This window comes from Streptomyces sp. NBC_01241 (assembly GCF_041435435.1).
Classification (GTDB): Bacteria; Actinomycetota; Actinomycetes; order Streptomycetales; family Streptomycetaceae; genus Streptomyces.
Window position 1 is genome coordinate 5070169 of record NZ_CP108494.1, and the last position, 22052, is coordinate 5092220.

22 protein-coding genes and 4 tRNA genes are annotated in these 22052 nt (G+C 68.5%); 20 read left to right on the plus strand and 6 right to left on the minus strand.

Annotation, left to right across the window (positions count from 1 at the left end; all coding sequences use genetic code 11):
* Positions 1 to 94: 94 nt before the first annotated feature.
* Positions 95 to 583 (minus strand): YajQ family cyclic di-GMP-binding protein, encoded by a 489-nt coding sequence (locus OG306_RS22725; RefSeq protein WP_030926258.1) that lies wholly within the window; start codon positions 581 to 583, stop codon positions 95 to 97.
* A 214-nt stretch (positions 584 to 797) separates the two neighbouring features.
* Here OG306_RS22725 and OG306_RS22730 point away from each other — a divergent pair.
* Positions 798 to 879: transfer RNA gene (locus OG306_RS22730), tRNA-Tyr, on the plus strand.
* Positions 880 to 965: 86 nt separating this feature from the next.
* Positions 966 to 1415: a DUF523 domain-containing protein gene (locus OG306_RS22735; RefSeq protein ID WP_266747936.1), complete on the plus strand. Its 450-nt coding sequence runs from the start codon at positions 966 to 968 to the stop codon at positions 1413 to 1415.
* A 52-nt stretch (positions 1416 to 1467) separates the two neighbouring features.
* Here OG306_RS22735 and OG306_RS22740 read toward each other — a convergent pair whose 3' ends face one another.
* Both OG306_RS22740 and OG306_RS22745 read right to left on the minus strand, forming a co-directional pair.
* Positions 1468 to 2124 carry an SDR family oxidoreductase gene (locus OG306_RS22740; protein WP_266747937.1) on the minus strand — a complete coding sequence of 219 codons (657 nt, stop codon included), beginning with the start codon at positions 2122 to 2124 and terminating at the stop codon, positions 1468 to 1470.
* 34 nt (positions 2125 to 2158) lie between these two features.
* Complete coding sequence (locus tag OG306_RS22745; protein WP_266905737.1) at positions 2159 to 3466, minus strand: amidohydrolase family protein; 1308 nt, start codon at positions 3464 to 3466, stop codon at positions 2159 to 2161.
* 345 nt (positions 3467 to 3811) lie between these two features.
* Between OG306_RS22745 and OG306_RS22750 the strand changes: the two genes are divergently transcribed.
* The 8 genes from OG306_RS22750 to OG306_RS22785 all read left to right on the plus strand — a co-directional run bounded on the left by OG306_RS22750 (position 3812) and on the right by OG306_RS22785 (position 8565).
* A tRNA-Thr gene (locus tag OG306_RS22750) sits at positions 3812 to 3884 on the plus strand.
* Positions 3885 to 3929: 45 nt separating this feature from the next.
* Positions 3930 to 4002 (plus strand) — tRNA-Met (locus OG306_RS22755).
* 89 nt (positions 4003 to 4091) lie between these two features.
* Entirely contained in the window at positions 4092 to 4256 is a 165-nt protein-coding gene (rpmG, locus tag OG306_RS22760; protein WP_003956487.1) for a 50S ribosomal protein L33, read from the plus strand.
* 102 nt (positions 4257 to 4358) lie between these two features.
* Complete coding sequence (locus OG306_RS22765) at positions 4359 to 4811, plus strand: MaoC family dehydratase N-terminal domain-containing protein (RefSeq protein ID WP_266747939.1); 453 nt, start codon at positions 4359 to 4361, stop codon at positions 4809 to 4811.
* A complete protein-coding gene (locus OG306_RS22770) occupies positions 4811 to 5239 on the plus strand; it encodes a MaoC family dehydratase (RefSeq protein WP_266747940.1) in 429 nt (142 codons plus the stop codon). Before OG306_RS22765 ends, OG306_RS22770 begins: the two co-directional genes overlap by 1 nt.
* 133 nt (positions 5240 to 5372) lie before the next feature.
* Positions 5373 to 5921 (plus strand): TetR/AcrR family transcriptional regulator, encoded by a 549-nt coding sequence (locus OG306_RS22775; RefSeq protein WP_266752356.1) that lies wholly within the window; start codon positions 5373 to 5375, stop codon positions 5919 to 5921.
* A 75-nt stretch (positions 5922 to 5996) separates the two neighbouring features.
* Positions 5997 to 7439, plus strand: a complete 1443-nt coding sequence (locus OG306_RS22780; protein ID WP_266747941.1) for an MFS transporter — start codon at positions 5997 to 5999, stop codon at positions 7437 to 7439.
* 70 nt (positions 7440 to 7509) lie between these two features.
* The gene (locus OG306_RS22785; protein ID WP_266747942.1) at positions 7510 to 8565 is read left to right on the plus strand and encodes a UDP-N-acetylmuramate dehydrogenase; all 1056 of its coding nucleotides are present in this window, start codon (positions 7510 to 7512) and stop codon (positions 8563 to 8565) included.
* Positions 8566 to 8577: 12 nt separating this feature from the next.
* Here OG306_RS22785 and OG306_RS22790 read toward each other — a convergent pair whose 3' ends face one another.
* On the minus strand, positions 8578 to 9213 hold the full coding sequence (locus OG306_RS22790; protein ID WP_266747943.1) for an NAD(P)-dependent oxidoreductase: 636 nt from the start codon (positions 9211 to 9213) through the stop codon (positions 8578 to 8580).
* Positions 9214 to 9301: 88 nt separating this feature from the next.
* Between OG306_RS22790 and OG306_RS22795 the strand changes: the two genes are divergently transcribed.
* The gene (locus OG306_RS22795; protein WP_266752357.1) at positions 9302 to 9907 is read left to right on the plus strand and encodes a TetR/AcrR family transcriptional regulator; all 606 of its coding nucleotides are present in this window, start codon (positions 9302 to 9304) and stop codon (positions 9905 to 9907) included.
* A gap of 23 nt (positions 9908 to 9930) precedes the next feature.
* Here OG306_RS22795 and OG306_RS22800 read toward each other — a convergent pair whose 3' ends face one another.
* Together OG306_RS22800 and OG306_RS22805 are read right to left on the minus strand one after the other, a co-directional pair.
* Positions 9931 to 10953, minus strand: coding sequence for an adenosine deaminase (locus OG306_RS22800; RefSeq protein WP_266747944.1), 1023 nt, complete (start codon positions 10951 to 10953; stop codon positions 9931 to 9933).
* Positions 10954 to 11199: 246 nt separating this feature from the next.
* The gene (locus OG306_RS22805; RefSeq protein ID WP_327258884.1) at positions 11200 to 12426 is read right to left on the minus strand and encodes a pyridoxal phosphate-dependent aminotransferase; all 1227 of its coding nucleotides are present in this window, start codon (positions 12424 to 12426) and stop codon (positions 11200 to 11202) included.
* Positions 12427 to 12651: 225 nt separating this feature from the next.
* On the opposite strand from OG306_RS22805, the gene OG306_RS22810 reads away from it, so the two are divergent.
* The 9 genes from OG306_RS22810 to rpoB all read left to right on the plus strand — a co-directional run bounded on the left by OG306_RS22810 (position 12652) and on the right by rpoB (position 22024).
* Positions 12652 to 12724, plus strand: a tRNA-Trp gene (locus OG306_RS22810).
* Between the two features lie 106 nt (positions 12725 to 12830).
* Positions 12831 to 13118 (plus strand): preprotein translocase subunit SecE, encoded by a 288-nt coding sequence (gene secE, locus OG306_RS22815; RefSeq protein WP_266747946.1) that lies wholly within the window; start codon positions 12831 to 12833, stop codon positions 13116 to 13118.
* Between the two features lie 73 nt (positions 13119 to 13191).
* Entirely contained in the window at positions 13192 to 14088 is an 897-nt protein-coding gene (nusG, locus tag OG306_RS22820) for a transcription termination/antitermination protein NusG (RefSeq protein WP_327258883.1), read from the plus strand.
* Between the two features lie 176 nt (positions 14089 to 14264).
* Positions 14265 to 14699, plus strand: a complete 435-nt coding sequence (rplK, locus tag OG306_RS22825) for a 50S ribosomal protein L11 (protein WP_003967000.1) — start codon at positions 14265 to 14267, stop codon at positions 14697 to 14699.
* 81 nt (positions 14700 to 14780) lie between these two features.
* Positions 14781 to 15503 (plus strand): 50S ribosomal protein L1, encoded by a 723-nt coding sequence (gene rplA / locus OG306_RS22830; protein ID WP_327258882.1) that lies wholly within the window; start codon positions 14781 to 14783, stop codon positions 15501 to 15503.
* 162 nt (positions 15504 to 15665) lie between these two features.
* On the plus strand, positions 15666 to 16568 hold the full coding sequence (locus OG306_RS22835; protein WP_327258881.1) for a hypothetical protein: 903 nt from the start codon (positions 15666 to 15668) through the stop codon (positions 16566 to 16568).
* Positions 16569 to 16893: 325 nt separating this feature from the next.
* Complete coding sequence (gene rplJ, locus OG306_RS22840; RefSeq protein WP_266358738.1) at positions 16894 to 17424, plus strand: 50S ribosomal protein L10; 531 nt, start codon at positions 16894 to 16896, stop codon at positions 17422 to 17424.
* 111 nt (positions 17425 to 17535) lie between these two features.
* On the plus strand, positions 17536 to 17919 hold the full coding sequence (gene rplL, locus OG306_RS22845; protein WP_093897231.1) for a 50S ribosomal protein L7/L12: 384 nt from the start codon (positions 17536 to 17538) through the stop codon (positions 17917 to 17919).
* Between the two features lie 619 nt (positions 17920 to 18538).
* A complete protein-coding gene (rpoB, locus tag OG306_RS22850) occupies positions 18539 to 22024 on the plus strand; it encodes a DNA-directed RNA polymerase subunit beta (protein WP_266747950.1) in 3486 nt (1161 codons plus the stop codon).
* Positions 22025 to 22052 lie beyond the last annotated feature (28 nt).

The following is a 22052-nucleotide window of genomic DNA, read 5'->3' on the forward strand; positions in this document are numbered from 1 at the left end:
GACCGGCGGTATTCGGACATCACATCCGGGCCTTGCGCCTCCCGCCCCGCACCCGCAAGGAGCGCGACCGGAAGGCGCAGGACCCGCCGGGAACCTACCGGTAGTTCACGAACTGCACGGCGAAGTCGAAGTCCTGGCCCTTCAGCAGCGCCTGCACGGCCTGCAGGTCGTCCCGGCTCTTCGAGCTGACCCGCAGCTCATCGCCCTGGACCTGCGCCTTGACGCCCTTCGGACCCTCATCGCGAATGATCTTCGCCACCTTCTTGGCGTTCTCCTGGGAGATGCCTTCCTCGATCGTGGCGAAGATCTTGTACTCCTTGCCGGACAGCTGCGGCTCGCCCGCGTCCAGTGACTTCAGCGAGATGCCGCGCTTGATCAGCTTGGACTGGAAGATGTCGAGGATCGCCTTGACCCGCTCCTCGCCGTTCGCCTCCATCAGGATCTTCTCGCCGGACCAGGAGATCGAGGCGCCGGTGCCCTTGAAGTCGTAACGCTGCGAGATTTCCTTGGCGGCCTGGTTGAGGGCGTTGTCGACCTCCTGCCGCTCGACCTTCGAGACGATGTCGAAACTGGAGTCGGCCATGACGTGTGGCTCCTTGTATCGGGGTGCTGGGAAACGGGGGTGCATACGGGCGATCGTGGGCCTGTCGGCGCCGCGCCGCCGGTCAAAGCCTAGCCACCCACGCCGGATCGGGCCGCTGATCAATCCAGTGGCGTAGCACCCCCGGGCATCGGGTATCGTTTACGTCGTTGCCACGGAGCACCGCGGAAAAGCGGTTCTCACGGCAGCAATCCCTGGCGGTGTGCCCGAGTGGCCAAAGGGAGCAGACTGTAAATCTGCCGGCTCAGCCTACCCAGGTTCGAACCCTGGCGCCGCCACATGGAAAGGCCCCTGTCCTAGGACAGGGGCCTTCTTTGTTTCTGCCGCGACGTGTGCCGCGGCTTCGGCTGCGAGGGTCGTGAACATGGAACCTGTGCTGGTCAGCGCCTGTCTGCACGGTGTGCCCTGCCGCTTCGACGGCCGCGGCAAGGCCTCCGCCGCAGTGGCCGAGGCGGTCGGGGACCGCCGCCCCGTCGCCTTCTGCCCCGAGGTGGCCGCCGGGCTGCCCACCCCACGTCGCCCCGCCGAGATCGTCGGCGGCGACGGCCACGACGTACTGGACGGCCGCGCCCGTGTCGTCGACGACACCGGTCACGACGTGACGGAGGAGTTCGTGGACGGCGCCCGACGGGCGCTGGACGCTGCGCGCCGGGCCGGGTGCACGGAGGCACTGCTGATGCCGCGCAGCCCTTCGTGCGGGCGTGGCACGGTCTATGACGGTACGTTCACGGGCGAGCTCCGCGAGGGCGACGGCGTCACCGCCGCCCTGCTGGAACGCCACGGCATCACGGTCCGCCCGGCACCGCGCGGCTGACTAGGAGCGGCCCCCTGCCATGACCACCGGGGACCGCATCGCCGTGAACGGCTCAGTTCCCCGCCACGTCCTTCACCGCGACCGACACCGGCACGTTCCCCGAGATGAGCTCCAGGGTCAGCCCCGCCGTCGCCGGGGTCTCCAGCAGCTCCAGCAGCGCCGCCGCCACATCGTCACGGGGCACCGGTCCGCGGCCGGTGGAGGCGGCCAGGAGGACCGTCCCCGTACCCGCGTCGTTCGTCAGCATTCCGGGGCGCAGGATCGTCCAGTCGAGTGCGGTCCGGGAGCGCACGTACGCGTCCGCGGCGCCCTTCGCCCGCAGGTACACGTCGAAGGTGTCGTCGCCCCGGTGATCGGGGCCGGCGCCCATCGACGACACCATGACATAGCGCCGTACCCCCGCCCGTTCGGCCGCGTCGGCGAGCAGCACCGCCGCGCCGCGATCCACCGTCTCCTTGCGTGCCGAGCCGCTGTTCGGGCCCGCACCGGCCGCGAAGACCACCGCGTCGGCGCCGCGCAGCACCTCCGCCACCTCCTCCACGGAGGCCGATTCGAGATCCAGGACGACCGGCTCGGCGCCCGCCGCCCGGAGGTCCTCGCTCTGTTCCGGATTCCGGATGACGCCCACGGCCTCGTACCCGCGCGCGGCGAGCAACCGCTCCAGCCGCAGCGCGACCTGACCATGTCCACCTGCGATGACAATGCGCATGGTGACGACCGTACGCCGCGGCGGGCCGCCGCGCTCAAGGCCCGCCGCAGAGCCCGGAATCCGGCCGCCCCTGGCGGGGCAGCCCGAGGGCCCAGACGGTCTCCGAGTCGCAGTACTCGCGCACCGCGCTCGTCCGCGCCACCACCCGGCCGCGATGCACCACGATCCGGCTGTAGGCGAGCGACAGCACGCCCGAGAGCTGCTCCCCGCGTACGGCGAGCAGCTCGGCCGGGAAGCCCGCCTCCACCCGGATCCCGGGCAGCCCCATCGCCTTCCGCGCGACCGAGGACACCGCCTCGTACGCCTCGGCGGCACGCATCCCGCTCTGCGAGGCCAGCAGGTAGGCGGCCTCCAGCGGATCCCCGCGCCCCACCGGGTTCGCGATGTCCCGCAGCGCCCCGCTGCCCGCCGCGATCCGCACACCGGCCGCCCGCAGCAGCCGTACGGGGGCGGTGCCCCGGCCTTCCATCCCGCAACAGCCGCCCTGGGGGAGGCAGATGACCGTCACCCCGGCCGCCGCGAGCTGGTCGGCGGCCCGGGCCGCGGCCTGGGCGGGGAGCCGGGAGAGGCCCGCGCACGGGCCGACGGAGACGCCGGACCGCAGCCCGCCGGCCATGGCGGCCAGCCGGCCGAGCCGGGCCGGATCGGCGCCGTCCGTGTGCAGATCGACGGGACAGCCCTGTTCGGCGGCGATCTCCAGGACGGCCTCCGCGTACCCCGCCGGGTCCGGGTCGAGGTCGGGACAGCCACCGACCGCGCCGGCCCCCATCTTCACCGCGTCGCGCAGCATGGCCAGGTTGTCGGCGCCCGCAACGCCGGTGAGCAGACCGGGTACGGCGACCGGGGTCAGTTCGACGAGTCCGCGCAGCGAACCGCGTGCCTGCAACACGGCTTCGAGGGAGGCGAGGCCCTGGACGGAGCCGATCCGCACGTGTGCGCGCAGTGCGGTGGCGCCGTGGCCGAGCTGCAGCAGAGCGGCCTCGGTGGCGCGGCGCTGGATGTCCTCGGGGCGGTGCGACACGGGCCCCGGGGTGGTGTCGGGGCCCGCACCATCGGCGGTCAGCGCGGTGTCGCTGTGGGTGTGGGGTTCGGCCGGGGCGGGGAGCAGCAGATATCCGCGCAGGTCCACCCGTGGGCCGGGAGTGGTCAGGCTGCCCGCGGTGCCGACGGCCTCGATGCGGCCGCCGCCGAGCCGTACGTCCACGATGCGGCCGTCCGTGAGACGGGCGCCGCAGAGCACCAGGGCGCCGGTCTCGGCGGTGGCGGCGGGGTCGCGGCTGCTGGTCGCATCGGCCGCGTCGGCGGCATGGTCGTCCGGCTGCCGCGGCTGGCTGTCGGGCATCGCGCTCCTGGGAAGGGGTACGAGATCACGCAGAGTGAGACGAGCCTAGGGGCGTGTTCGGCCCGGTTCGAGGAGGAGCGAAATAGTCGTACCGGTGTGGCCCTGGGAGGTATCCGGGGCACGGGTGTACGGCGGGGGCGTAGTGGCTCATGCGGCGGCCGAGGCGCTGACCATGCTGCCGCCAGTGGACCGGAAGGCCGCTGATGGGCGGGCCGGAGCGCGGCTGACGGGCGGGCGGAAGGCCGCTGATCAAGGGATCGGCGGGGTGTCGATCAGGGGCGTCGGATGGGGCTTCGAAACGGATTTGGGCGATCGGCGACCGACCGTGTAATGTCTTCATCGCTCGCCCCAATAGCTCAGTCGGTAGAGCGTCTCCATGGTAAGGAGAAGGTCTGCGGTTCGATTCCGCATTGGGGCTCTGGTGATCGGGAAACCCCGCTTCGGCGGGGGGACTCGTCATCAAAGCGGTGTAGCTCAGTCGGTAGAGCAAGCGGCTCATAATCGCTGTGTCACCGGTTCAAGTCCGGTCACCGCTACTTACGGTAGCCGATTGTGGGGTCGGTCCTTCGATCGGCTACTCTTTTTTGCGTTCATCCGTCCATCCGTCCGTCCAAGGAGCACTCACGTGGCTGCCACCGACGTCCGCCCGAAGATCACGCTGGCCTGCGTGGAGTGCAAGGAGCGGAACTACATCACCAAGAAGAACCGGCGTAACAACCCGGACCGTCTTGAGATGAAGAAGCACTGCCCGCGCTGCAACTCGCACACTGCGCACCGCGAAACCCGCTGAAACAGGCTCGTACACGAGGCCGTCCCCACTGGGGGCGGCCTCGTGTCGTTGTATGGGGCTGTTCTTCGGCCTTTTCATCTTTCACCAGGAGGTAGCGAGCTCATGGCGCTCGACCAGTCCTTCGTGGGGCGGTCCTATCCGCCCACCCCGCCGTACGAGGTCGGCCGGGAGAAGATCCGCGAGTTCGCCGAGGCGGTGGGCGACACCAATCCGGTGTACGTCGACCCCGAGGCGGCCAAGGCACTCGGCCACAGCGATGTGATCGCGCCGCCGACGTTCGTCTTCTCGATCACCTTCAAGGCCGCCGGGCAGGTGGTGCAGGACCCGCAGCTGGGCCTGGACTACAGCCGCGTGGTGCACGGTGACCAGAAGTTCGCCTACGTGCGTCCCGTGCGGGCGGGGGACCGGCTGACGGTCACGTCGACGATCGAGGGCATCAAGTCCCTGGCGGGCAATGACGTCCTGGACATCCGCGGAGAGGTCCACGACGAGTCCGGTGAGCATGTCGTGACCGCGTGGACGAAGCTGGTGGCGCGCGCCGCCGAGGAGGCGTGATGACGGCGAAGGTGGCGTACGAGTCGGTCGAGGTCGGTACGGAGCTGCCGGCGCAGTCCTTCCCGGTGACCCGGGCGGCGCTGGTGCAGTACGCGGGCGCTTCCGGTGACTTCAATCCGATCCACTGGAACGAGAAGTTCGCCCGCGAGGTCGGACTGCCGGACGTGATCGCGCACGGCATGTTCACCATGGCCGAGGCGATCCGGGTGGTCACGGACTGGGTCGGCGACCCCGGTGCGGTCGTCGAGTACGGAGTGCGGTTCACCAAGCCGGTCGTCGTGCCGAACGACGACAAGGGCGCCCTGATCGAGGTCAGCGCCAAGGTGGCCGCCCTGCTGGACGACAAGCAGGTGCGGGTGGACCTGACGGCCATGAGCAACGGCAAGAAGGTGCTGGGCATGTCCCGCGCCGTGGTGCGGCTCGGCTGAGGCCCTACCGCGCGGGAAAAGTGAGGGGCACGGTCCACGGGGCCGTGCCCCTCATCCGTGCTGGTGAACATCCGTGCCTGTGGACCGGTTGACCAAGTTAGTGATTGAGCACTAACTTATTCCCATGGCAAGGATGAGCGCGGAAGAGCGGCGAGAGAGTGTCATTCGTGCGGCGATCACCGAGTTCGCCCGCGGCGGGTACAGCGGCACCTCCACCGAGGCGATCGCCAAGCGCGTCGGTGTCTCGCAGCCGTACCTCTTCCGTCTCTTCCCCAACAAGCAGGCCATGTTCCTCGCGGCCGTCGAGCGGTGCCTCGCGGACACCCGCAAGGTCTTCGCCGACGCCGCCGAGGGGCTTGAGGGCGAAGAGGCGGTGAGGGCGATGGCCGCCGCGTACCAGCGGCTCATCGTCGACGACCCCGACAAGCTCCAGATGCAGATGCAGACCTATGCGGCCGTCGCGAGTGCCGACGCGTCCGGGGATCACGAATTCGGTGACGCGGCGCGTGCCGCCTGGCTGAAGATGTGGGACGAGACCCATCTCGCCCTGGGTGCCGACGTCAAGGAAACGACGACGTTCTGGGCGTACGGCATGCTCATCAACACGTTGGCCTCGTTCGGCTTCCCGGCCGGGCACCGGGTCTGGTCGGGGTTCTACGACGAGGCCAGGCCGACCGCCTGAACAGTGCGACCCGGGTTCTGCCCGGTTTTCTGCCCAGAGAAGTTAGTCATTGATAACTAACCCCCAGGGGGAGCAGTGAACCAGCACACGGCAGGCCGCCCAGGAGCGGTCTGGGCCCTCGTCATCACCAGCGTCGCCGGATTCATGGCGGCCCTCGACAACCTCGTCGTCACCACCGCACTGCCCTCCATCCGTAAGAGCCTCGGCGGCGAACTGGCGGAGCTCGAATGGACGGTGAACGCCTACACCCTCACCTTCGCCATGCTGCTGATGCTCGGGGCCGCCCTCGGCGACCGGTTCGGCCGCCGCAGGCTCTTCCTCACCGGGCTCACCGTCTTCACCGGGGCCTCCGCCGCGGCCGCCCTCTCGCCCGGGATCAACGAGCTGATCGCCTTCCGGGCCGTCCAGGGCGTGGGCGCGGCGATCATGATGCCGCTGACGCTCACCCTGCTCACGGCCGCCGTGCCACCCGCCCGTCGCGGTACCGCGCTCGGCATCTTCAGCGCAGTCACCGGGCTGGCCGTGGCCAGTGGCCCCCTGATCGGCGGCAGCCTCACCGAGCACCTCTCCTGGCAGTGGATCTTCTGGCTGAACGTCCCGATCGGTCTGGCGCTGCTCCCCCTGGCGCGACTGCGTCTGGCGGAGTCGCATGCGCCGGACTCCCGGCTCGACATCCCCGGCACACTCCTGGTCAGCGGCGGGCTCTTCGGCATCGTCTACGGCCTGGTCAACGCCAACTCCGACGGCTGGACCAGCCCCACCGTCCTCACCGCGCTGGTCGCCGGTGCCGCGCTCGTCGGCGGGTTCATCCACCACGGCTTCCACGCGAAGAACCCGATGCTGCCCATGCGGCTCTTCCGCAGCCGCGCGTTCTTCGGGATCAACATGGCCGGTCTGCTGATGTTCCTCGGGATGTTCGGGTCGATCTTCCTGCTCAGCCAATACCTCCAGGGCGTGCTGGGCTACTCGCCCACCGAGGCCGGCCTGCGGATGCTGCCCTGGACCGGAATGCCGATGCTGGTCGCGCCCGTCGCGGGGATGCTCTCCGACCGCTTCGGTGGCCGCCCGGTGGTCGTGGCCGGGCTCGCCCTCCAGGCAGCCGGCCTCGCCCTCTTCGCGCTGGTCATCGGCCCCGACGCCTCGTACGTCTCGCAGCTGCCCGGTCTGATCGTCGGCGGCGTTGGCATGGCCATGTACTTCGCACCCGCCGCCAGCCTCGTGATGTCCAGCGTCCGCCCCGCCGAGCAGGGCATCGCCTCCGGCGCCAACAACGCCCTGCGCGAGGTCGGCGGAGCCCTCGGGGTCGCCGTGCTCGCCACGGTCTTCTCCTCGCAGGGCGGGTACGAATCCGCGCGGTCCTTCACGGACGGGACCGTTCCGGCGGTATGGACAGGCGCCGGCGTGGTGGCGCTGGCCGCCCTCGTCGCCCTGCTCATCCCGGGCCGCCGCCACGCCTCGGCGCCGGCGCCGGAGACGGCGGACGGGACGGCTGAGGAGTGCATGCCCGTCGCCGCCTGAGCCGCGGCCCCGCGCGTACGGTCCGTGGTCCCGCCCGAGCGGCGGGAGCGCGGACCGTACTCTTGTCCCCGTGCAGGAACTCCACGACGCGCCCCTCGCCCCCCTGACCACCTTCCGGCTCGGCGGCCCCGCCGCCCGCCTCCTCACGGCGACGACCGACGCCGAGGTGATCGAAGCCGTGCGCGAGGCCGACGAGAGCGGCACCCCGCTCCTCGTCATCGGCGGCGGCAGCAACCTCGTCATCGGCGACAAGGGCTTCGACGGCACCGCCCTGCGTATCGCGACCAAGGGCTTCACGCTGGACGGTACGGCGCTGGAACTGGCCGCCGGAGAAGTCTGGACGGACGCCGTCGCCCGCACCGTCGACGCCGGTCTCGCGGGCATCGAATGCCTGGCCGGAATCCCGGGCTCCGCCGGTGCGACGCCGATCCAGAACGTCGGTGCCTACGGCCAGGAGGTCTCCTCCACCATCACGGAGGTCGTCGCCTACGACCGGTACACCCGCGAAACGGTCACCGTCCCGAACGCCGCGTGCGCGTTCTCGTACCGGCACAGTCGCTTCAAGGCCGAACCCGACCGCTTCGTGGTGCTGCGTGTCCGCTTCGAGCTGGAAGAGGCGGGCGGTCTGTCTGCCCCCCTGAAGTACCCCGAAACGGCCCGCGCCATGGGTGTCGAGCAGGGCGAGCGCGTGCCCGCCGCGGCCGCCCGCGAAACGGTGCTCAGGCTCCGCGCCGGAAAGGGCATGGTGCTGGACCCGGAGGACCACGACTCCTGGTCGGCCGGCTCCTTCTTCACCAATCCGGTCCTGGAGGAGGCGGAGTACGAGGCGTTCCTCGCCCGCGCCAGGAACCGGCTCGGCCCCGAGGTGACGCCCCCCGCCTTCCCCGCGGACGGGGGACGCACCAAGACCTCCGCGGCCTGGCTCATCGACAAGGCCGGTTTCACCAAGGGCTACGGCATCGGGCCGGCCCGCATCTCCACCAAACACACCCTCGCGCTCACCAACCGCGGCGGCGCGACCACCGAGGACCTCCTCGCGCTCGCCCGTGAGGTCGTCGACGGGGTGTACGAGGCATTCGGCGTCACGCTCGTCAACGAACCCGTGACGGTCGGCGTGAGCCTGTAGCAGGCGCGCGGCTCAGTACGCCACGCCCACGCCCTGCTTCACCGCGGCCGGATCGTCGATCAGTGCCAGCATCGCGTGTGCCACATCGGCCCGTGAGATGGTCCGGCCTCCGCGGGGGCTGCTGCCGTAGGCCGTCCGGTACTTCCCCGTCAGCGGCCCGTTGGTGAGCTTCGGAGGCCGTACGGACGTCCAGTCCGTCGCACTCCGGGCCAGCGCGGCCTCCATCCGCGTCAGGTCCGCGTAGACCTCCTTGAGGATCGCCCCGACCACCTTGCGGAGCACCCGGTCCATCAGCGGGTCGTCGGCCGGCCGGGGGCCGACCGGGGCCGCGCTGACCACGAGCAGCCGCCGTGTCCCCTCGGCCTCCATCGCCTGCAGCACCGACCGGGTCAGCCGCTCGGCGACACCGTCGGCCTTCCGGCCGCGCGAGCCGAGCCCGGAGAGCACCGCGTCCCGGCCCGCGACCGCCTCGCGCAGCGCCTCCGGATCGTCGATACGGGCCGCGGCGTGGACCTGTACATCGGAGAGCGGGACGGGCAGCCGCGCAGGATCACGGACCACCGCCGTCACCTCATGGCCCGCCGCCACCGCCTGCCGGACGATCTCCTGGCCGACACCGCCCGTCGCACCGAACACTGTGATCCTCATTGCGCACCCTCCTGGGGTGGGTAAGTATTCACTCACCCTCTACGGTGAGTGGATACTCACCACCTCGTCAAGCTTCATTGGAGTGCACATGGAGCAGAAGCCGGCCCGCGTCCGCATAGTCGACGCCGCCCACCAGCTGATGCTCACCATCGGCCTGGCACGCGCCACCACCAAGGAGATCGCCCGAGCCGCCGGCTGCTCGGAAGCCGCGCTCTACAAGCACTTCCCGAGCAAGGAGGAGCTGTTCGTGGCCGTACTCAAGGAACGGCTGCCCAGGCTCAACCCGCTGCTGAAGCAACTCATCGTGTCACCGGGGGCGGGGGAGCGGACCGTCGAGCAGAACCTCACCGAGATCGCCCGCCAGGCCGCCCTCTTCTACGAGCAGAGCTTCCCGATCGCCGCCTCGCTGTACGCCGAGCCCAGGCTCAGAGAACGCCACAACGACGCCATGAGGGAGCTTGGCACCGGCCCTCACGTGCCCATCCGCGGCCTCGACGCGTATCTGCGCTCCGAACAGGCCGCCGGCCGGGTGCGGGCCGACGCGGACACCTACGCGGCCGCCTCGCTGCTCCTGGGCGCCTGTGCGCAGCGGGCCTTCGCCTACGAGGCCACGGAGGGCGGGGGACCGCCGCAGTCCCTCGACGCGTTCGCCGCGTCCGTGGCCGGGGCGCTGACGCGGGGGCTCGTGGCGTAGGCCGCATTCCTCGCCGGTCGGCCTCAGCCCGCCGACTTCGACAGCCAGTCGTCGATGCCCGTCAGGAGCTCGGCCCGAACCGCGGCCGGAGCCGCGGAGCCCCGCACCGACTGCCGGGCCAATTCCGCGAGCTCCTCGTCCGTGAACGCGTGGTGGCGCCGTACGAGGTCGTACTGCGCGGCCAGCCGGGAGCCGAAGAGCAGCGGATCATCCGCGCCCAGCGCCATCGGCACCCCGGCGTCGAACAAAGTGCGCAGGGGTACGTCGGCGGGCTTCTCGTAGACGCCCAGCGCCACGTTCGACGCCGGGCACACCTCGCAGGTCACTCCCCGCTCCGCCAGTCTGCGCAACAGCCGGGGGTCCTCGGCGGCCCGTACGCCGTGCCCGATCCGGGAGGCGTCGAGATCGTCCAGACAGTCCCGCACGCTCGCAGGGCCGGCCAGCTCGCCACCGTGCGGGGCGGCCAGCAGACCGCCGTCACGGGCGATGGCGAAGGCCCGGTCGAAGTCCCGGGCCATCCCGCGCCGCTCGTCGTTGGAGAGGCCGAATCCGACCACTCCCCGGTCCGCGTACCGCACCGCCAGCCGGGCCAGGGTCCGGGCGTCCAGCGGGTGCTTCATCCGGTTCGCCGCGATCACCACCCGGATCGGCAGACCGGTCTCGCGCGAGGCGCTGTCCACCGCGTCCAGGATGATCTCGATCGCCGGGATCAGCCCGCCGAGGAGCGGGGCGTACGAGGTGGGGTCGACCTGGATCTCCAGCCAGCCGGAGCCGTCCGCGACGTCCTCCTGGGCCGTCTCGCGCACGAGCCGCCGGATGTCCTCGGGGGCCCTCAGGCAGGACCGGGCGATGTCGTAGAGCCTCTGGAAGCGGAACCATCCGCGCTCGTCCGTTGCCCGCAGTCGGGGCGGCTCGCCGCCGGTCAGGGCCTCCGGCAGGTGCACGCCGTACTTGTCGGCGAGTTCGAGCAGGGTCGTGGGCCGCATCGACCCGGTGAAATGCAGGTGCAGGTGGGCCTTGGGCAACAGCCGGACGTCACGATCCATGTCCGATCACCTTCTGTAGCTGCTACGCTCCGCACTGAGCCGAAAGGCATCGGGCAGGGCTTGTCCGTCACGAGGCCGATCATCAGGCCGAATGAGAAGCCCCCTGTTGTTGGGGGAGGAGTCACTGGGAGATCCTGCCGCAAGGATCTCGGCCCAGGCAGCCGGATTCATCGAACGAGCGCTTGCCTGAACGCATAAGCGGGCTCCCGGCTCAGCCGGGAGCCCGCTTATGCGCAACACGGAACGTCAGGCCTTGGCCTCGCCCAGCAGCTTCTGGAGCCGCGAGACGCCCTCGACGAGGTCGTCGTCGCCCAGGGCGTACGAGAGCCGCAGGTAGCCCGGCGTACCGAAGGCCTCGCCCGGTACGACCGCGACCTCGGCCTCGTCCAGGATCAGCGCCGCCAGCTCGACCGAGGTGGCCGGACGCTTGCCGCGGATCTCCTTGCCGAGCAGTTCCTTGACCGAGGGGTACGCGTAGAACGCGCCCTCGGGCTCCGGGCACAGCACGCCGTCGATCTCGTTGAGCATCCGGACGATCGTCTGCCGGCGCCGGTCGAAGGCGGTCCGCATCTCGGCGACCGCGTCCAGGTCCCCGGAGACGGCGGCCAGCGCGGCGACCTGGGCGACGTTGGAGACGTTGGACGTGGCGTGCGACTGCAGGTTGGTCGCGGCCTTGACCACGTCCTTCGGGCCGATGAGCCAGCCCACGCGCCAGCCGGTCATCGCGTACGTCTTGGCGACGCCGTTGACCACGACGCACTTGTCGCGCAGGGCGGGGACGAGCGCGGGCAGCGAGGTGAACTTCGCGTCGCCGTAGACCAGGTGCTCGTAGATCTCGTCGGTGAGCACCCACAGGCCGTGCTCGACGGCCCACTCGCCGATCGCCTTGGCGTCGGCCTCGCTGTACACCGCACCGGTCGGGTTCGACGGGGAGACGAACAGGACGACCTTCGTGCGCTCGGTGCGCGCGGCCTCCAGCTGCTCGACGGAGACCCGGTAGCCGGTGGTCTCGTCGGCCACGACCTCCACCGGGACACCGCCGGCGAGACGGATCGACTCGGGGTACGTGGTCCAGTACGGCGCCGGGACGATGACCTCGTCGCCCGGGTCGAGGATCGCGGCGAACGCCTCGTAGATGGCCTGCTTGCCACCGTTGGTCACCAGGATCTGGGAGGTGTCGACCTCGTAGCCGGAGTCGCGCAGCGTCTTCTCCGCAATGGCGGTCTTGAGCTCCGGAAGGCCTCCCGCCGGGGTGTAGCGGTGGTACTTCGGGTTGCGGCAGGCCTCGACCGCGGCCTCGACGATGTAACCGGGGGTGGGGAAGTCGGGCTCACCGGCACCGAAGCCGATCACCGGACGACCGGCGGCCTTGAGGGCCTTGGCCTTGGCGTCGACGGCGAGGGTGGCGGACTCGGAGATTGCACCGATGCGGGCGGAGACCCGGCGCTCGGACGGAGAAGTTGCAGCGCTCATGGCCCCCATGGTCCCAGACCGCGATCCCTGTCGGCACAGGGGTTTCAGGGACCGGACAGGACTCGGACAGCATGCGGACAACAAGCGAGCAGGAGTTGTCGGGAGCTATCTGTTCGACGCCGGGCCGCTGAACACGTACACTCACCTGTCGTTGGCCTTCACCAGCCACATCGTTCTCGCACCCGGAGCATCCGGGAAGATGCGGTAGGTTGGTGGAAACCACAAAGGGTCGTAGCTCAATTGGTAGAGCACTGGTCTCCAAAACCAGCGGTTGGGGGTTCAAGTCCCTCCGGCCCTGCTACACACTCCCTCGCCAGGAAGTGTGCGCATGTACGTACTTCAATGCACCGCCGTGCGGCTCCACCGGGCGCGGCACGGCCATGACCCGGAATCAGGTGAGAAGCGTGACGGACGCCGTGGGCTCCATCGACATGCCTGATGCCGAGGATGAAGTACCTGAGTCGAAGAAGAAGACTCGGAAGGGCGGCAAGCGCGGAAAGAAGGGCCCTCTGGGTCGTCTCGCGCTGTTCTACCGCCAGATCGTCGCCGAGTTGCGCAAGGTTGTCTGGCCGACTCGTAATCAGCTGACGACGTACACCACCGTGGTGATTGTCTTCGTCGTCGTCATGATCGGTCTGGTGACCGTGATTGACTTCGGGTTCCAGCGGGTCGTGAAGTACGTCTTCGGCTGATCCCGCGGAGGGCGCCTCATGGGCGCCCCTTTCGCATGTTCCACCCATTTGTATCCAGGAAGAAGCAGCCACCGTGTCTGACCCGAACCTGAACGACGCCGTCGAGCCGACGGCGGGCGCCTTCGAGTCCGCCGAGGACGAGCTCGACATCGTCGAGGCGGCGGACGCCGAGGAGCCGGACCAGGCGGAAGCTGCCGACGCCGCCGCAGGTGAGCCCGCCGAGCAGGCGGCCCTGCACACCGAGGACGACGACGAGGCCGCCGAGGCCGAGGATGGTTCCGAGGGCGACGAGCCCGCCGAGCCCGCCGAGGCCGACGAGGAAGCCGCGGAGGAGGCCGAGCCGGCCGCCCCCGTCGACGCCGTCACGGCCCTGCGCGAGGAACTGCGCGGCCTTCCCGGCGAGTGGTACGTCATCCACACGTACGCCGGTTACGAGAAGCGCGTGAAGGCCAACCTGGAGCAGCGCGCCGTCTCGCTCAACGTCGAGGACTTCATCTACCAGGCCGAAGTGCCCGAGGAAGAGATCGTCCAGATCAAGAACGGCGAGCGCAAGAACGTCCGCCAGAACAAGCTGCCGGGCTACGTCCTGGTGCGCATGGACCTGACGAACGAGTCCTGGGGCGTCGTCCGCAACACTCCCGGCGTCACCGGCTTCGTGGGCAACGCCTACGACCCGTACCCGCTGACGCTCGACGAGATCGTCAAGATGCTCGCCCCGGAGGCCGAGGAGCGGGCCGCCCGCGAGGCCGCCGAAGCCGAGGGCAAGCCGGTTCCGTCCCGCAAGGTCGAGGTGCAGGTGCTCGACTTCGAGGTGGGCGACTCGGTCACCGTCACCGACGGCCCGTTCGCGACGCTGCAGGCGACGATCAACGAGATCAACGCCGACTCGAAGAAGGTCAAGGGTCTCGTCGAGATCTTCGGCCGCGAGACCCCGGTCGAGCTCAGCTTCGATCAGATCCAGAAGAACTAGCGGCTTTCCGCCAGATTCTGGACACATGCCTACCCAGCAGGTCAGACCGGCTCCACGGCCGGTCTGACCTGCTCGGTTTTTGGTCGCGCAGCCATACCCGTTATCGTTGTGCGGTATGCCTCCATCCGGATGACCGGATGGCGGCGAAAAACTCTCACTAGGACCCGGAGAGAGCAATGCCTCCCAAGAAGAAGAAGGTCACGGGGCTTATCAAGCTCCAGATCAACGCCGGTGCGGCCAACCCGGCCCCGCCGGTCGGCCCCGCGCTCGGCCAGCACGGCGTCAACATCATGGAGTTCTGCAAGGCCTACAACGCCGCGACCGAGTCGCAGCGTGGCATGGTCGTGCCGGTGGAGATCACGGTCTACGAGGACCGCTCCTTCACCTTCGTCACCAAGACTCCGCCGGCCGCGAAGCTGATCCTCAAGGCCGCGGGCGTGGACAAGGGCTCCGGCGAGCCGCACAAGACCAAGGTCGCCAAGCTGACGGCTGCCCAGGTCCGTGAGATCGCCACGACGAAGCTCCCCGACCTGAACGCCAACGACCTCGACGCCGCGTCGAAGATCATCGCTGGCACCGCCCGTTCCATGGGCATCACGGTCGAAGGCTGATTCAGCCCCTCACGTCCTCAGTGGTAGGGCCAAGCGCTGGCCCGCACCACGACTCCACACCCTGAAACCACAGGAGCAGAAGTGAAGCGCAGCAAGAACCTCCGCGCTGCGGACGCCAAGGTCGACCGGGCGCGCAACTACGCCCCGCTCGAGGCCGTCCGTCTCGCCAAGGAGACCGCCTCCACCAAGTTCGACGGCACCGTCGAGGTCGCGTTCTGCCTGGGTGTCGACCCTCGCAAGGCCGACCAGATGGTCCGTGGCACCGTGAACCTCCCGCACGGCACCGGCAAGACCGCCCGGGTCCTGGTCTTCGCGACCGGTGACCGTGCTGCGGCCGCGGAAGCCGCGGGCGCCGACATCGTCGGCGCCGACGAGCTCATCGACGAGGTGGCGAAGGGCCGTCTGGACTTCGACGCCGTCGTCGCCACCCCGGACCTCATGGGCAAGGTCGGCCGCCTCGGCCGGGTGCTCGGTCCGCGTGGTCTGATGCCGAACCCGAAGACCGGCACCGTCACCCCCGACGTCGTGAAGGCTGTCAACGACATCAAGGGCGGCAAGATCGAGTTCCGCGTCGACAAGCACTCGAACCTGCACTTCATCATCGGCAAGGTCTCGTTCGACGACACCAAGCTGGTGGAGAACTACGCAGCGGCGCTGGAGGAGATCCTCCGTCTGAAGCCGTCCGCCGCCAAGGGCCGCTACATCAAGAAGGCCACCCTGGCCACCACGATGGGCCCCGGCATCCCGCTGGACGCCAACCGCACCCGTAACCTCCTCGTCGAGGAGGACCCGGCCTCCGTCTGAGCCCCAGCGCTCGGCAGCAAGCCGCGTCACGTGTGACATTGACGGGCCCCGCAACCTTTCGAGGTGCGGGGCCCGTCCTCGTATCCGTACGTAGCCGGTGGCTGTGTCGGAGCTGTGCGTTAGCGTGAGGCTCCGAGAGCCGAACGAGGGGTGGAAGCGGACATGAGGACCAGTACCGTGCGACGCGTGGGTCTGTCGGTAGCGGTGGCGGCGGCATTGACGTCGGTCGCGGCCTGCGGCGGATCGGACGACAAGGGCGGGGACAACCGCGGCAGCGCCGTGGTGAAGGCCGACCCGATAGCCGCGTTGCTCGATGTGCAGAAGAAGACCGGTGGGGAGAGCTCGGCGAAGGTCGAGGGCACCACGCAGATGGGCGCCATCATGTCCATGAAGCAGACCGGCACCATCGACTGGACCGACGGTCTCACCGGCACCATGGAGATCACGTACACCGGCGGCACCATGGCGGACGCCATGAAGCAGAACGGTGGTACGGGCGCCATGCAGGCCCGCTATTTCAAGGACGGCTACGCCGTCAACATGGGCGAGGCCTTCGCCAGGCAGGCCGGCGGCAAGCACTGGATCAACTATGCCTACGCCGACCTCGCCAAGCTCGCCGGCGCCTCCGGCGAGGCGATGAAGCAGCAGATGCAGAACACCACCCCCGACCAGGGTGTGAAGTCCCTGCTGGCCTCCGGTGACGTGAAGAAGGTCGGCCAGGAGGACGTACGCGGCGTGTCCACCACGCACTACTCCGGCACTGTCGACGTCGCCGCGCTGACCGCGAAGAACTCCAGGCTCGACGCCGACCAGCTCGACCAGCTGAAAAAGCAGCTGAACGACGCCGGGATCACCACGGAGCAGGTCGACATCTGGGTCGACGAGAACGATCTGCTGGTCAAGAAGACCGAGCGCGGCCAGATGAAGACCGGCGAGCTGAATTCGACGGTGTACTACAGCGACTACGGCACGAAGGTCGCGGTCGAGGAGCCCCCGGCCAATGACACGGTGGATTTCACGGATCTCGTGAAGCAGCAGCAGGGTGCCGCCGGGGGAGCTGGCTGAGACCGTCCGGCGACCGGGGTGTCGCAGTTCCCCGGTCGCCGGACGGCCCGAACCTCCCGCACCGCCCGAACGGAGACGGATTTGCCCGGCGCGACATCGGTCGCGTACTCTCCTACAGAAGCCAAAGACCGCTGGTCGTTGCTGCGCTCTCGCAAGAGGGAACAGCAACCGAAGGATCCGTCGAGTACGGGCGACCCGCGCAGGTGACTGTGGAAAGCTCCCGGACTTCGTTCGGTCGAGCTACGCCCTGGCGCCTGCGCCGGGGCGTTCGTCTTTCCCGGCCCCTTCTGAGCGGTCCTCATCACCCGGAAGGAGGCCGACGCTCATGGCAAGGCCCGACAAGGCTGCCGCGGTAGCCGAGCTGACGGACCAGTTCCGCAGCTCGAACGCCGCCGTGCTGACCGAGTACCGGGGTCTCACCGTGGCGCAGCTCAAGACGCTGCGTCGTTCGCTCGGTGAGAACGCCCAGTACGCCGTGGTGAAGAACACGCTGACCAAGATTGCGGCCAACGAGGCCGGGATCACTTCGCTGGACGACCAGTTCACTGGTCCGACGGCGGTTGCCTTCATCACCGGTGACCCGGTGGAGTCGGCGAAGGGTCTTCGTGACTTCGCCAAGGACAACCCCAACCTCATCATCAAGGGCGGTGTCCTTGATGGTAAGGCGCTGACCGCGGATGAGATCAAGAAGCTCGCGGACCTCGAGTCCCGCGAGGTTCTGCTCGCCAAGCTGGCGGGCGCCATGAAGGGCAAGCAGACTCAGGCTGCTCAGGTCTTCCAGGCGCTCCCGTCGAAGTTCGTCCGCACCGCGGAGGCGCTTCGTGCCAAGCAGGCCGAGCAGGGCGGTGCCGAGTAATTCGGCTCGCGCAATGATCGTCGCCTGACTGGGCGACGGTCGCAGCGGGCCGAACGTACGCCCGCCTACATGTAACTCCGGCACCTGCCGAATTAGTGGAAGGACGCCATCATGGCGAAGCTGTCCCAGGACGACCTGCTCGCGCAGTTCGAAGAGATGACCCTCATCGAGCTCTCCGAGTTCGTGAAGGCCTTCGAGGAGAAGTTCGACGTCACCGCCGCCGCTGCGGTCGCCGTCGCCGCCCCGGGTGCCCCCGGTGCCGCCGCTGAGGCCGTCGAGGAGCAGGACGAGTTCGACGTCATCCTCACCGGCGCCGGCGAGAAGAAGATCCAGGTCATCAAGGTCGTGCGTGAGCTGACCTCGCTGGGTCTGAAGGAGGCCAAGGACCTCGTCGACGGCACCCCGAAGCCGGTCCTCGAGAAGGTCGCCAAGGAGGCCGCCGAGAAGGCTGCCGAGTCCCTCAAGGCCGCCGGCGCTTCCGTCGAGGTCAAGTGACTCAAGGAGTCCGCTGACTCCTCCTGACTGCCCGTGCCGCACGGCACGGGCGTCAAACGACGAAGGGCGATCACCCATCCGGGTGGTCGCCCTTCGTCGTACCCGCGACGGCTGCCTTGCTCTTCCTGCGGCGACGAGTATGGTGATCATCGCCGTTGCCTCTAGGGGCCGGCCGTCCGGCGCCGGGAGGTGGCCGGGTGAGGGCACCGCGGCATTGTCCCGGCAGGGGGGCCTTGACGAACGGCACGAGGCGCGCAATTCTCAGGACGCGTCGTCACAACGGTCCGAATCCGAGGCATGGATCGTGGACGAAGAGGGCAGTAATGAAGAGCGCACCGCGCGCACCGGCTAGTCATAGGTGTTGAGAACAGCTGTTGAGAGCTACGTGGGTCTCTGAGAACCCCGACTGGACATCAGTGTGCCGTTTGGCTACACTGACCCTTTGCGCTGCCTGTTAGCTGCCTCCTGCCCGTCACCAGAGGCATGCCCACGCTTGAGCACCCATGACCGACCGTCTCTGACGTGGCCGTTTTCGGCCGAATCAGAAACAGACCGTCTCCGTGTCCAGCTTGGGACCGGTACGCGCGTAGTGAGTCCGAGCCCTCGGAAGGACCCCCTCTTGGCCGCCTCGCGCAACGCCTCGACCGCGAATACGAACAACGGTGCCAGCACCGCCCCGCTGCGCATCTCCTTTGCAAAGATCAAGGAGCCCCTCGAGGTTCCGAACCTCCTCGCGCTGCAGACCGAGAGCTTTGACTGGCTCCTCGGCAATGCCGCCTGGAAGGCTCGCGTCGAGGCTGCTCTGGACAGTGGACAAGACGTCCCCACCAAGTCCGGCCTGGAGGAAATCTTCGAGGAGATTTCACCGATCGAGGACTTCTCCGGGTCGATGTCGCTTACGTTCCGCGACCACCGCTTCGAGCCCCCGAAGAACTCGATCGACGAGTGCAAGGAGCGCGACTTCACGTTCGCCGCCCCGCTCTTCGTCACGGCCGAGTTCACCAACAACGAGACCGGCGAGATCAAGTCCCAGACGGTCTTCATGGGCGACTTCCCGCTCATGACCAACAAGGGCACCTTCGTCATCAACGGCACCGAGCGTGTCGTCGTGTCGCAGCTGGTCCGCTCGCCGGGTGTCTACTTCGACTCCTCCATCGACAAGACGTCCGACAAGGACATCTTCTCCGCCAAGATCATCCCCTCCCGGGGTGCCTGGCTCGAGATGGAGATCGACAAGCGCGACATGGTCGGTGTCCGCATCGACCGCAAGCGCAAGCAGTCCGTGACCGTCCTGCTCAAGGCTCTCGGTTGGACGACCGAGCAGATCCTGGAGGAGTTCGGCGAGTACGAGTCCATGCGCGCCACCCTGGAGAAGGACCACACCCAGGGCCAGGACGACGCGCTGCTCGACATCTACCGCAAGCTGCGTCCGGGAGAGCCCCCGACCCGCGAGGCCGCGCAGACGCTGCTGGAGAACCTCTACTTCAACCCGAAGCGCTACGACCTGGCGAAGGTCGGCCGCTACAAGGTGAACAAGAAGCTCGGCGCGAATGAGCCGCTGGACGCCGGCGTGCTCACCACCGACGACGTCATCGCCACCATCAAGTACCTGGTGAAGCTGCACGCCGGCGAGACCGAGACGGTCGGCGAGTCCGGTCGCTCGATCATGGTCGAGACCGACGACATCGACCACTTCGGCAATCGTCGTATCCGTAACGTCGGTGAGCTGATCCAGAACCAGGTCCGTACGGGTCTCGCCCGTATGGAGCGCGTCGTGCGCGAGCGCATGACCACCCAGGACGTCGAGGCGATCACGCCGCAGACCCTGATCAACATCCGGCCGGTCGTCGCCTCCATCAAGGAGTTCTTCGGCACCAGCCAGCTGTCCCAGTTCATGGACCAGAACAACCCGCTGTCGGGCCTGACGCACAAGCGTCGTCTCAACGCGCTGGGCCCGGGTGGTCTCTCCCGTGAGCGGGCCGGCTTCGAGGTCCGTGACGTGCACCCGTCGCACTACGGACGCATGTGCCCGATCGAGACGCCCGAAGGCCCGAACATCGGTCTGATCGGTTCGCTGGCCTCGTACGGCCGCATCAACGCGTTCGGCTTCATCGAGACGCCGTACCGCAAGGTCGTCGAGGGCCAGGTCACCGACGAGGTCGACTACCTGACCGCCGACGAGGAGGACCGCTTCGTCATCGCGCAGGCCAACGCGCCGCTGACCGATGAGCTCCGGTTCGTCGAGCCCCGCGTGCTGGTCCGCCGCCGTGGTGGCGAGGTCGACTACGTGCCCGGCACGGACGTCGACTACATGGACGTCTCGCCGCGCCAGATGGTGTCCGTCGCCACCGCGATGATCCCCTTCCTGGAGCACGACGACGCCAACCGTGCCCTCATGGGCGCGAACATGATGCGTCAGGCGGTGCCGCTGATCAAGTCGGAGGCCCCGCTCGTCGGCACCGGCATGGAGTACCGCTGCGCCACCGACGCCGGTGACGTGCTCAAGGCCGAGAAGGACGGTGTGGTCCAGGAGGTCTCCGCGGACTACATCACCGTGACCAACGACGACGGCACGTACACCACGTACCGCATCGCCAAGTTCATGCGCTCCAACCAGGGCACCTCGGTCAACCAGAAGGTTGTCGTCTCCGAGGGCGACCGGGTCGTCACCGACCAGGTTCTCGCCGACGGTCCGGCCACCGAGAACGGTGAGATGGCCCTCGGCAAGAACCTGCTCGTGGCGTTCATGCCGTGGGAGGGTCACAACTACGAGGACGCGATCATCCTGTCGCAGCGCCTCGTGCAGGACGACGTCCTCTCCTCGATCCACATCGAGGAGCACGAGGTCGACGCCCGTGACACCAAGCTCGGCCCGGAGGAGATCACCCGGGACATCCCGAACGTCTCCGAAGAGGTCCTCGCCGACCTCGACGAGCGCGGCATCATCCGTATCGGTGCCGAGGTCGTCGCCGGCGACATCCTCGTCGGCAAGGTCACGCCCAAGGGCGAGACCGAGCTGACCCCCGAGGAGCGCCTGCTCCGCGCGATCTTCGGTGAGAAGGCGCGCGAGGTGCGCGACACCTCGCTGAAGGTGCCGCACGGTGAGATCGGCAAGGTCATCGGCGTCCGCGTCTTCGACCGCGAAGAGGGCGACGAGCTGCCGCCGGGCGTGAACCAGCTGGTCCGCGTCTACGTCGCGCAGAAGCGCAAGATCACCGATGGTGACAAGCTCGCCGGCCGACACGGCAACAAGGGCGTCATCTCGAAGATCCTGCCGATCGAGGACATGCCGTTCCTGGAGGACGGCACCCCGGTCGACATCATCCTCAACCCGCTGGGTGTCCCGTCCCGAATGAACCCGGGGCAGGTCCTGGAGATCCACCTCGGCTGGCTCGCCAGCCGCGGCTGGGACGTCTCCGGTCTCGGTGAGGAGTGGGCCAAGCGCCTGCAGGCCATCGGCGCCGACCAGGTCGCCCCCGGCACCAACGTCGCCACCCCCGTCTTCGACGGTGCGCGCGAGGACGAGATCTCCGGTCTCTTCGAGGCCACGATCCCGAACCGCGACGGCGACCGGCTGGTCCAGCCCTCGGGCAAGGCCAACCTGTTCGACGGCCGCTCCGGTGAGCCGTTCCCCGAGCCGGTCTCGGTCGGCTACATGTACATCCTCAAGCTGCACCACCTCGTCGACGACAAGCTGCACGCTCGTTCGACGGGCCCGTACTCCATGATCACCCAGCAGCCGCTGGGTGGTAAGGCCCAGTTCGGTGGACAGCGCTTCGGTGAGATGGAGGTGTGGGCCCTTGAGGCTTATGGCGCCGCATACGCCCTCCAGGAACTGTTGACGATCAAGTCCGACGACGTGACCGGCCGCGTGAAGGTCTACGAGGCGATCGTCAAGGGCGAGAACATCCCCGAGCCCGGCATTCCCGAGTCCTTCAAGGTGCTCATCAAGGAAATGCAGTCGCTCTGCCTCAATGTGGAGGTGCTGTCCTCGGACGGCATGTCCATCGAGATGCGCGACACGGACGAGGACGTCTTCCGCGCGGCGGAGGAGCTCGGTATCGACCTGTCCCGGCGCGAGCCGAGCAGCGTCGAAGAGGTCTGACGGGTTGGCCGGCCGGATCCCCGTGATC

Excerpts from the sequence above, each read along its gene's own strand:
- OG306_RS22765 (WP_266747939.1), top strand. The coding sequence starts at position 4,359 with ATGGCGCTCGACCAGTCCTTCGTGGGGCGGTCCTATCCGCCCACCCCG.
- OG306_RS22725 (WP_030926258.1), bottom strand. The coding sequence starts at position 583 with ATGGCCGACTCCAGTTTCGACATCGTCTCGAAGGTCGAGCGGCAGGAG.
- OG306_RS22745 (WP_266905737.1), bottom strand. The coding sequence starts at position 3,466 with ATGCCCGACAGCCAGCCGCGGCAGCCGGACGACCATGCCGCCGACGCG.
- OG306_RS22800 (WP_266747944.1), bottom strand. The coding sequence starts at position 10,953 with ATGGATCGTGACGTCCGGCTGTTGCCCAAGGCCCACCTGCACCTGCAT.
- OG306_RS22795 (WP_266752357.1), top strand. The coding sequence starts at position 9,302 with ATGGAGCAGAAGCCGGCCCGCGTCCGCATAGTCGACGCCGCCCACCAG.
- OG306_RS22740 (WP_266747937.1), bottom strand. The coding sequence starts at position 2,124 with ATGCGCATTGTCATCGCAGGTGGACATGGTCAGGTCGCGCTGCGGCTG.
- OG306_RS22775 (WP_266752356.1), top strand. The coding sequence starts at position 5,373 with ATGAGCGCGGAAGAGCGGCGAGAGAGTGTCATTCGTGCGGCGATCACC.
- OG306_RS22805 (WP_327258884.1), bottom strand. The coding sequence starts at position 12,426 with ATGAGCGCTGCAACTTCTCCGTCCGAGCGCCGGGTCTCCGCCCGCATC.
- rplL (WP_093897231.1), top strand. The coding sequence starts at position 17,536 with ATGGCGAAGCTGTCCCAGGACGACCTGCTCGCGCAGTTCGAAGAGATG.
- rplK (WP_003967000.1), top strand. The coding sequence starts at position 14,265 with ATGCCTCCCAAGAAGAAGAAGGTCACGGGGCTTATCAAGCTCCAGATC.
- OG306_RS22790 (WP_266747943.1), bottom strand. The coding sequence starts at position 9,213 with ATGAGGATCACAGTGTTCGGTGCGACGGGCGGTGTCGGCCAGGAGATC.
- OG306_RS22835 (WP_327258881.1), top strand. The coding sequence starts at position 15,666 with ATGAGGACCAGTACCGTGCGACGCGTGGGTCTGTCGGTAGCGGTGGCG.
- rplJ (WP_266358738.1), top strand. The coding sequence starts at position 16,894 with ATGGCAAGGCCCGACAAGGCTGCCGCGGTAGCCGAGCTGACGGACCAG.
- OG306_RS22770 (WP_266747940.1), top strand. The coding sequence starts at position 4,811 with ATGACGGCGAAGGTGGCGTACGAGTCGGTCGAGGTCGGTACGGAGCTG.
- OG306_RS22735 (WP_266747936.1), top strand. The coding sequence starts at position 966 with ATGGAACCTGTGCTGGTCAGCGCCTGTCTGCACGGTGTGCCCTGCCGC.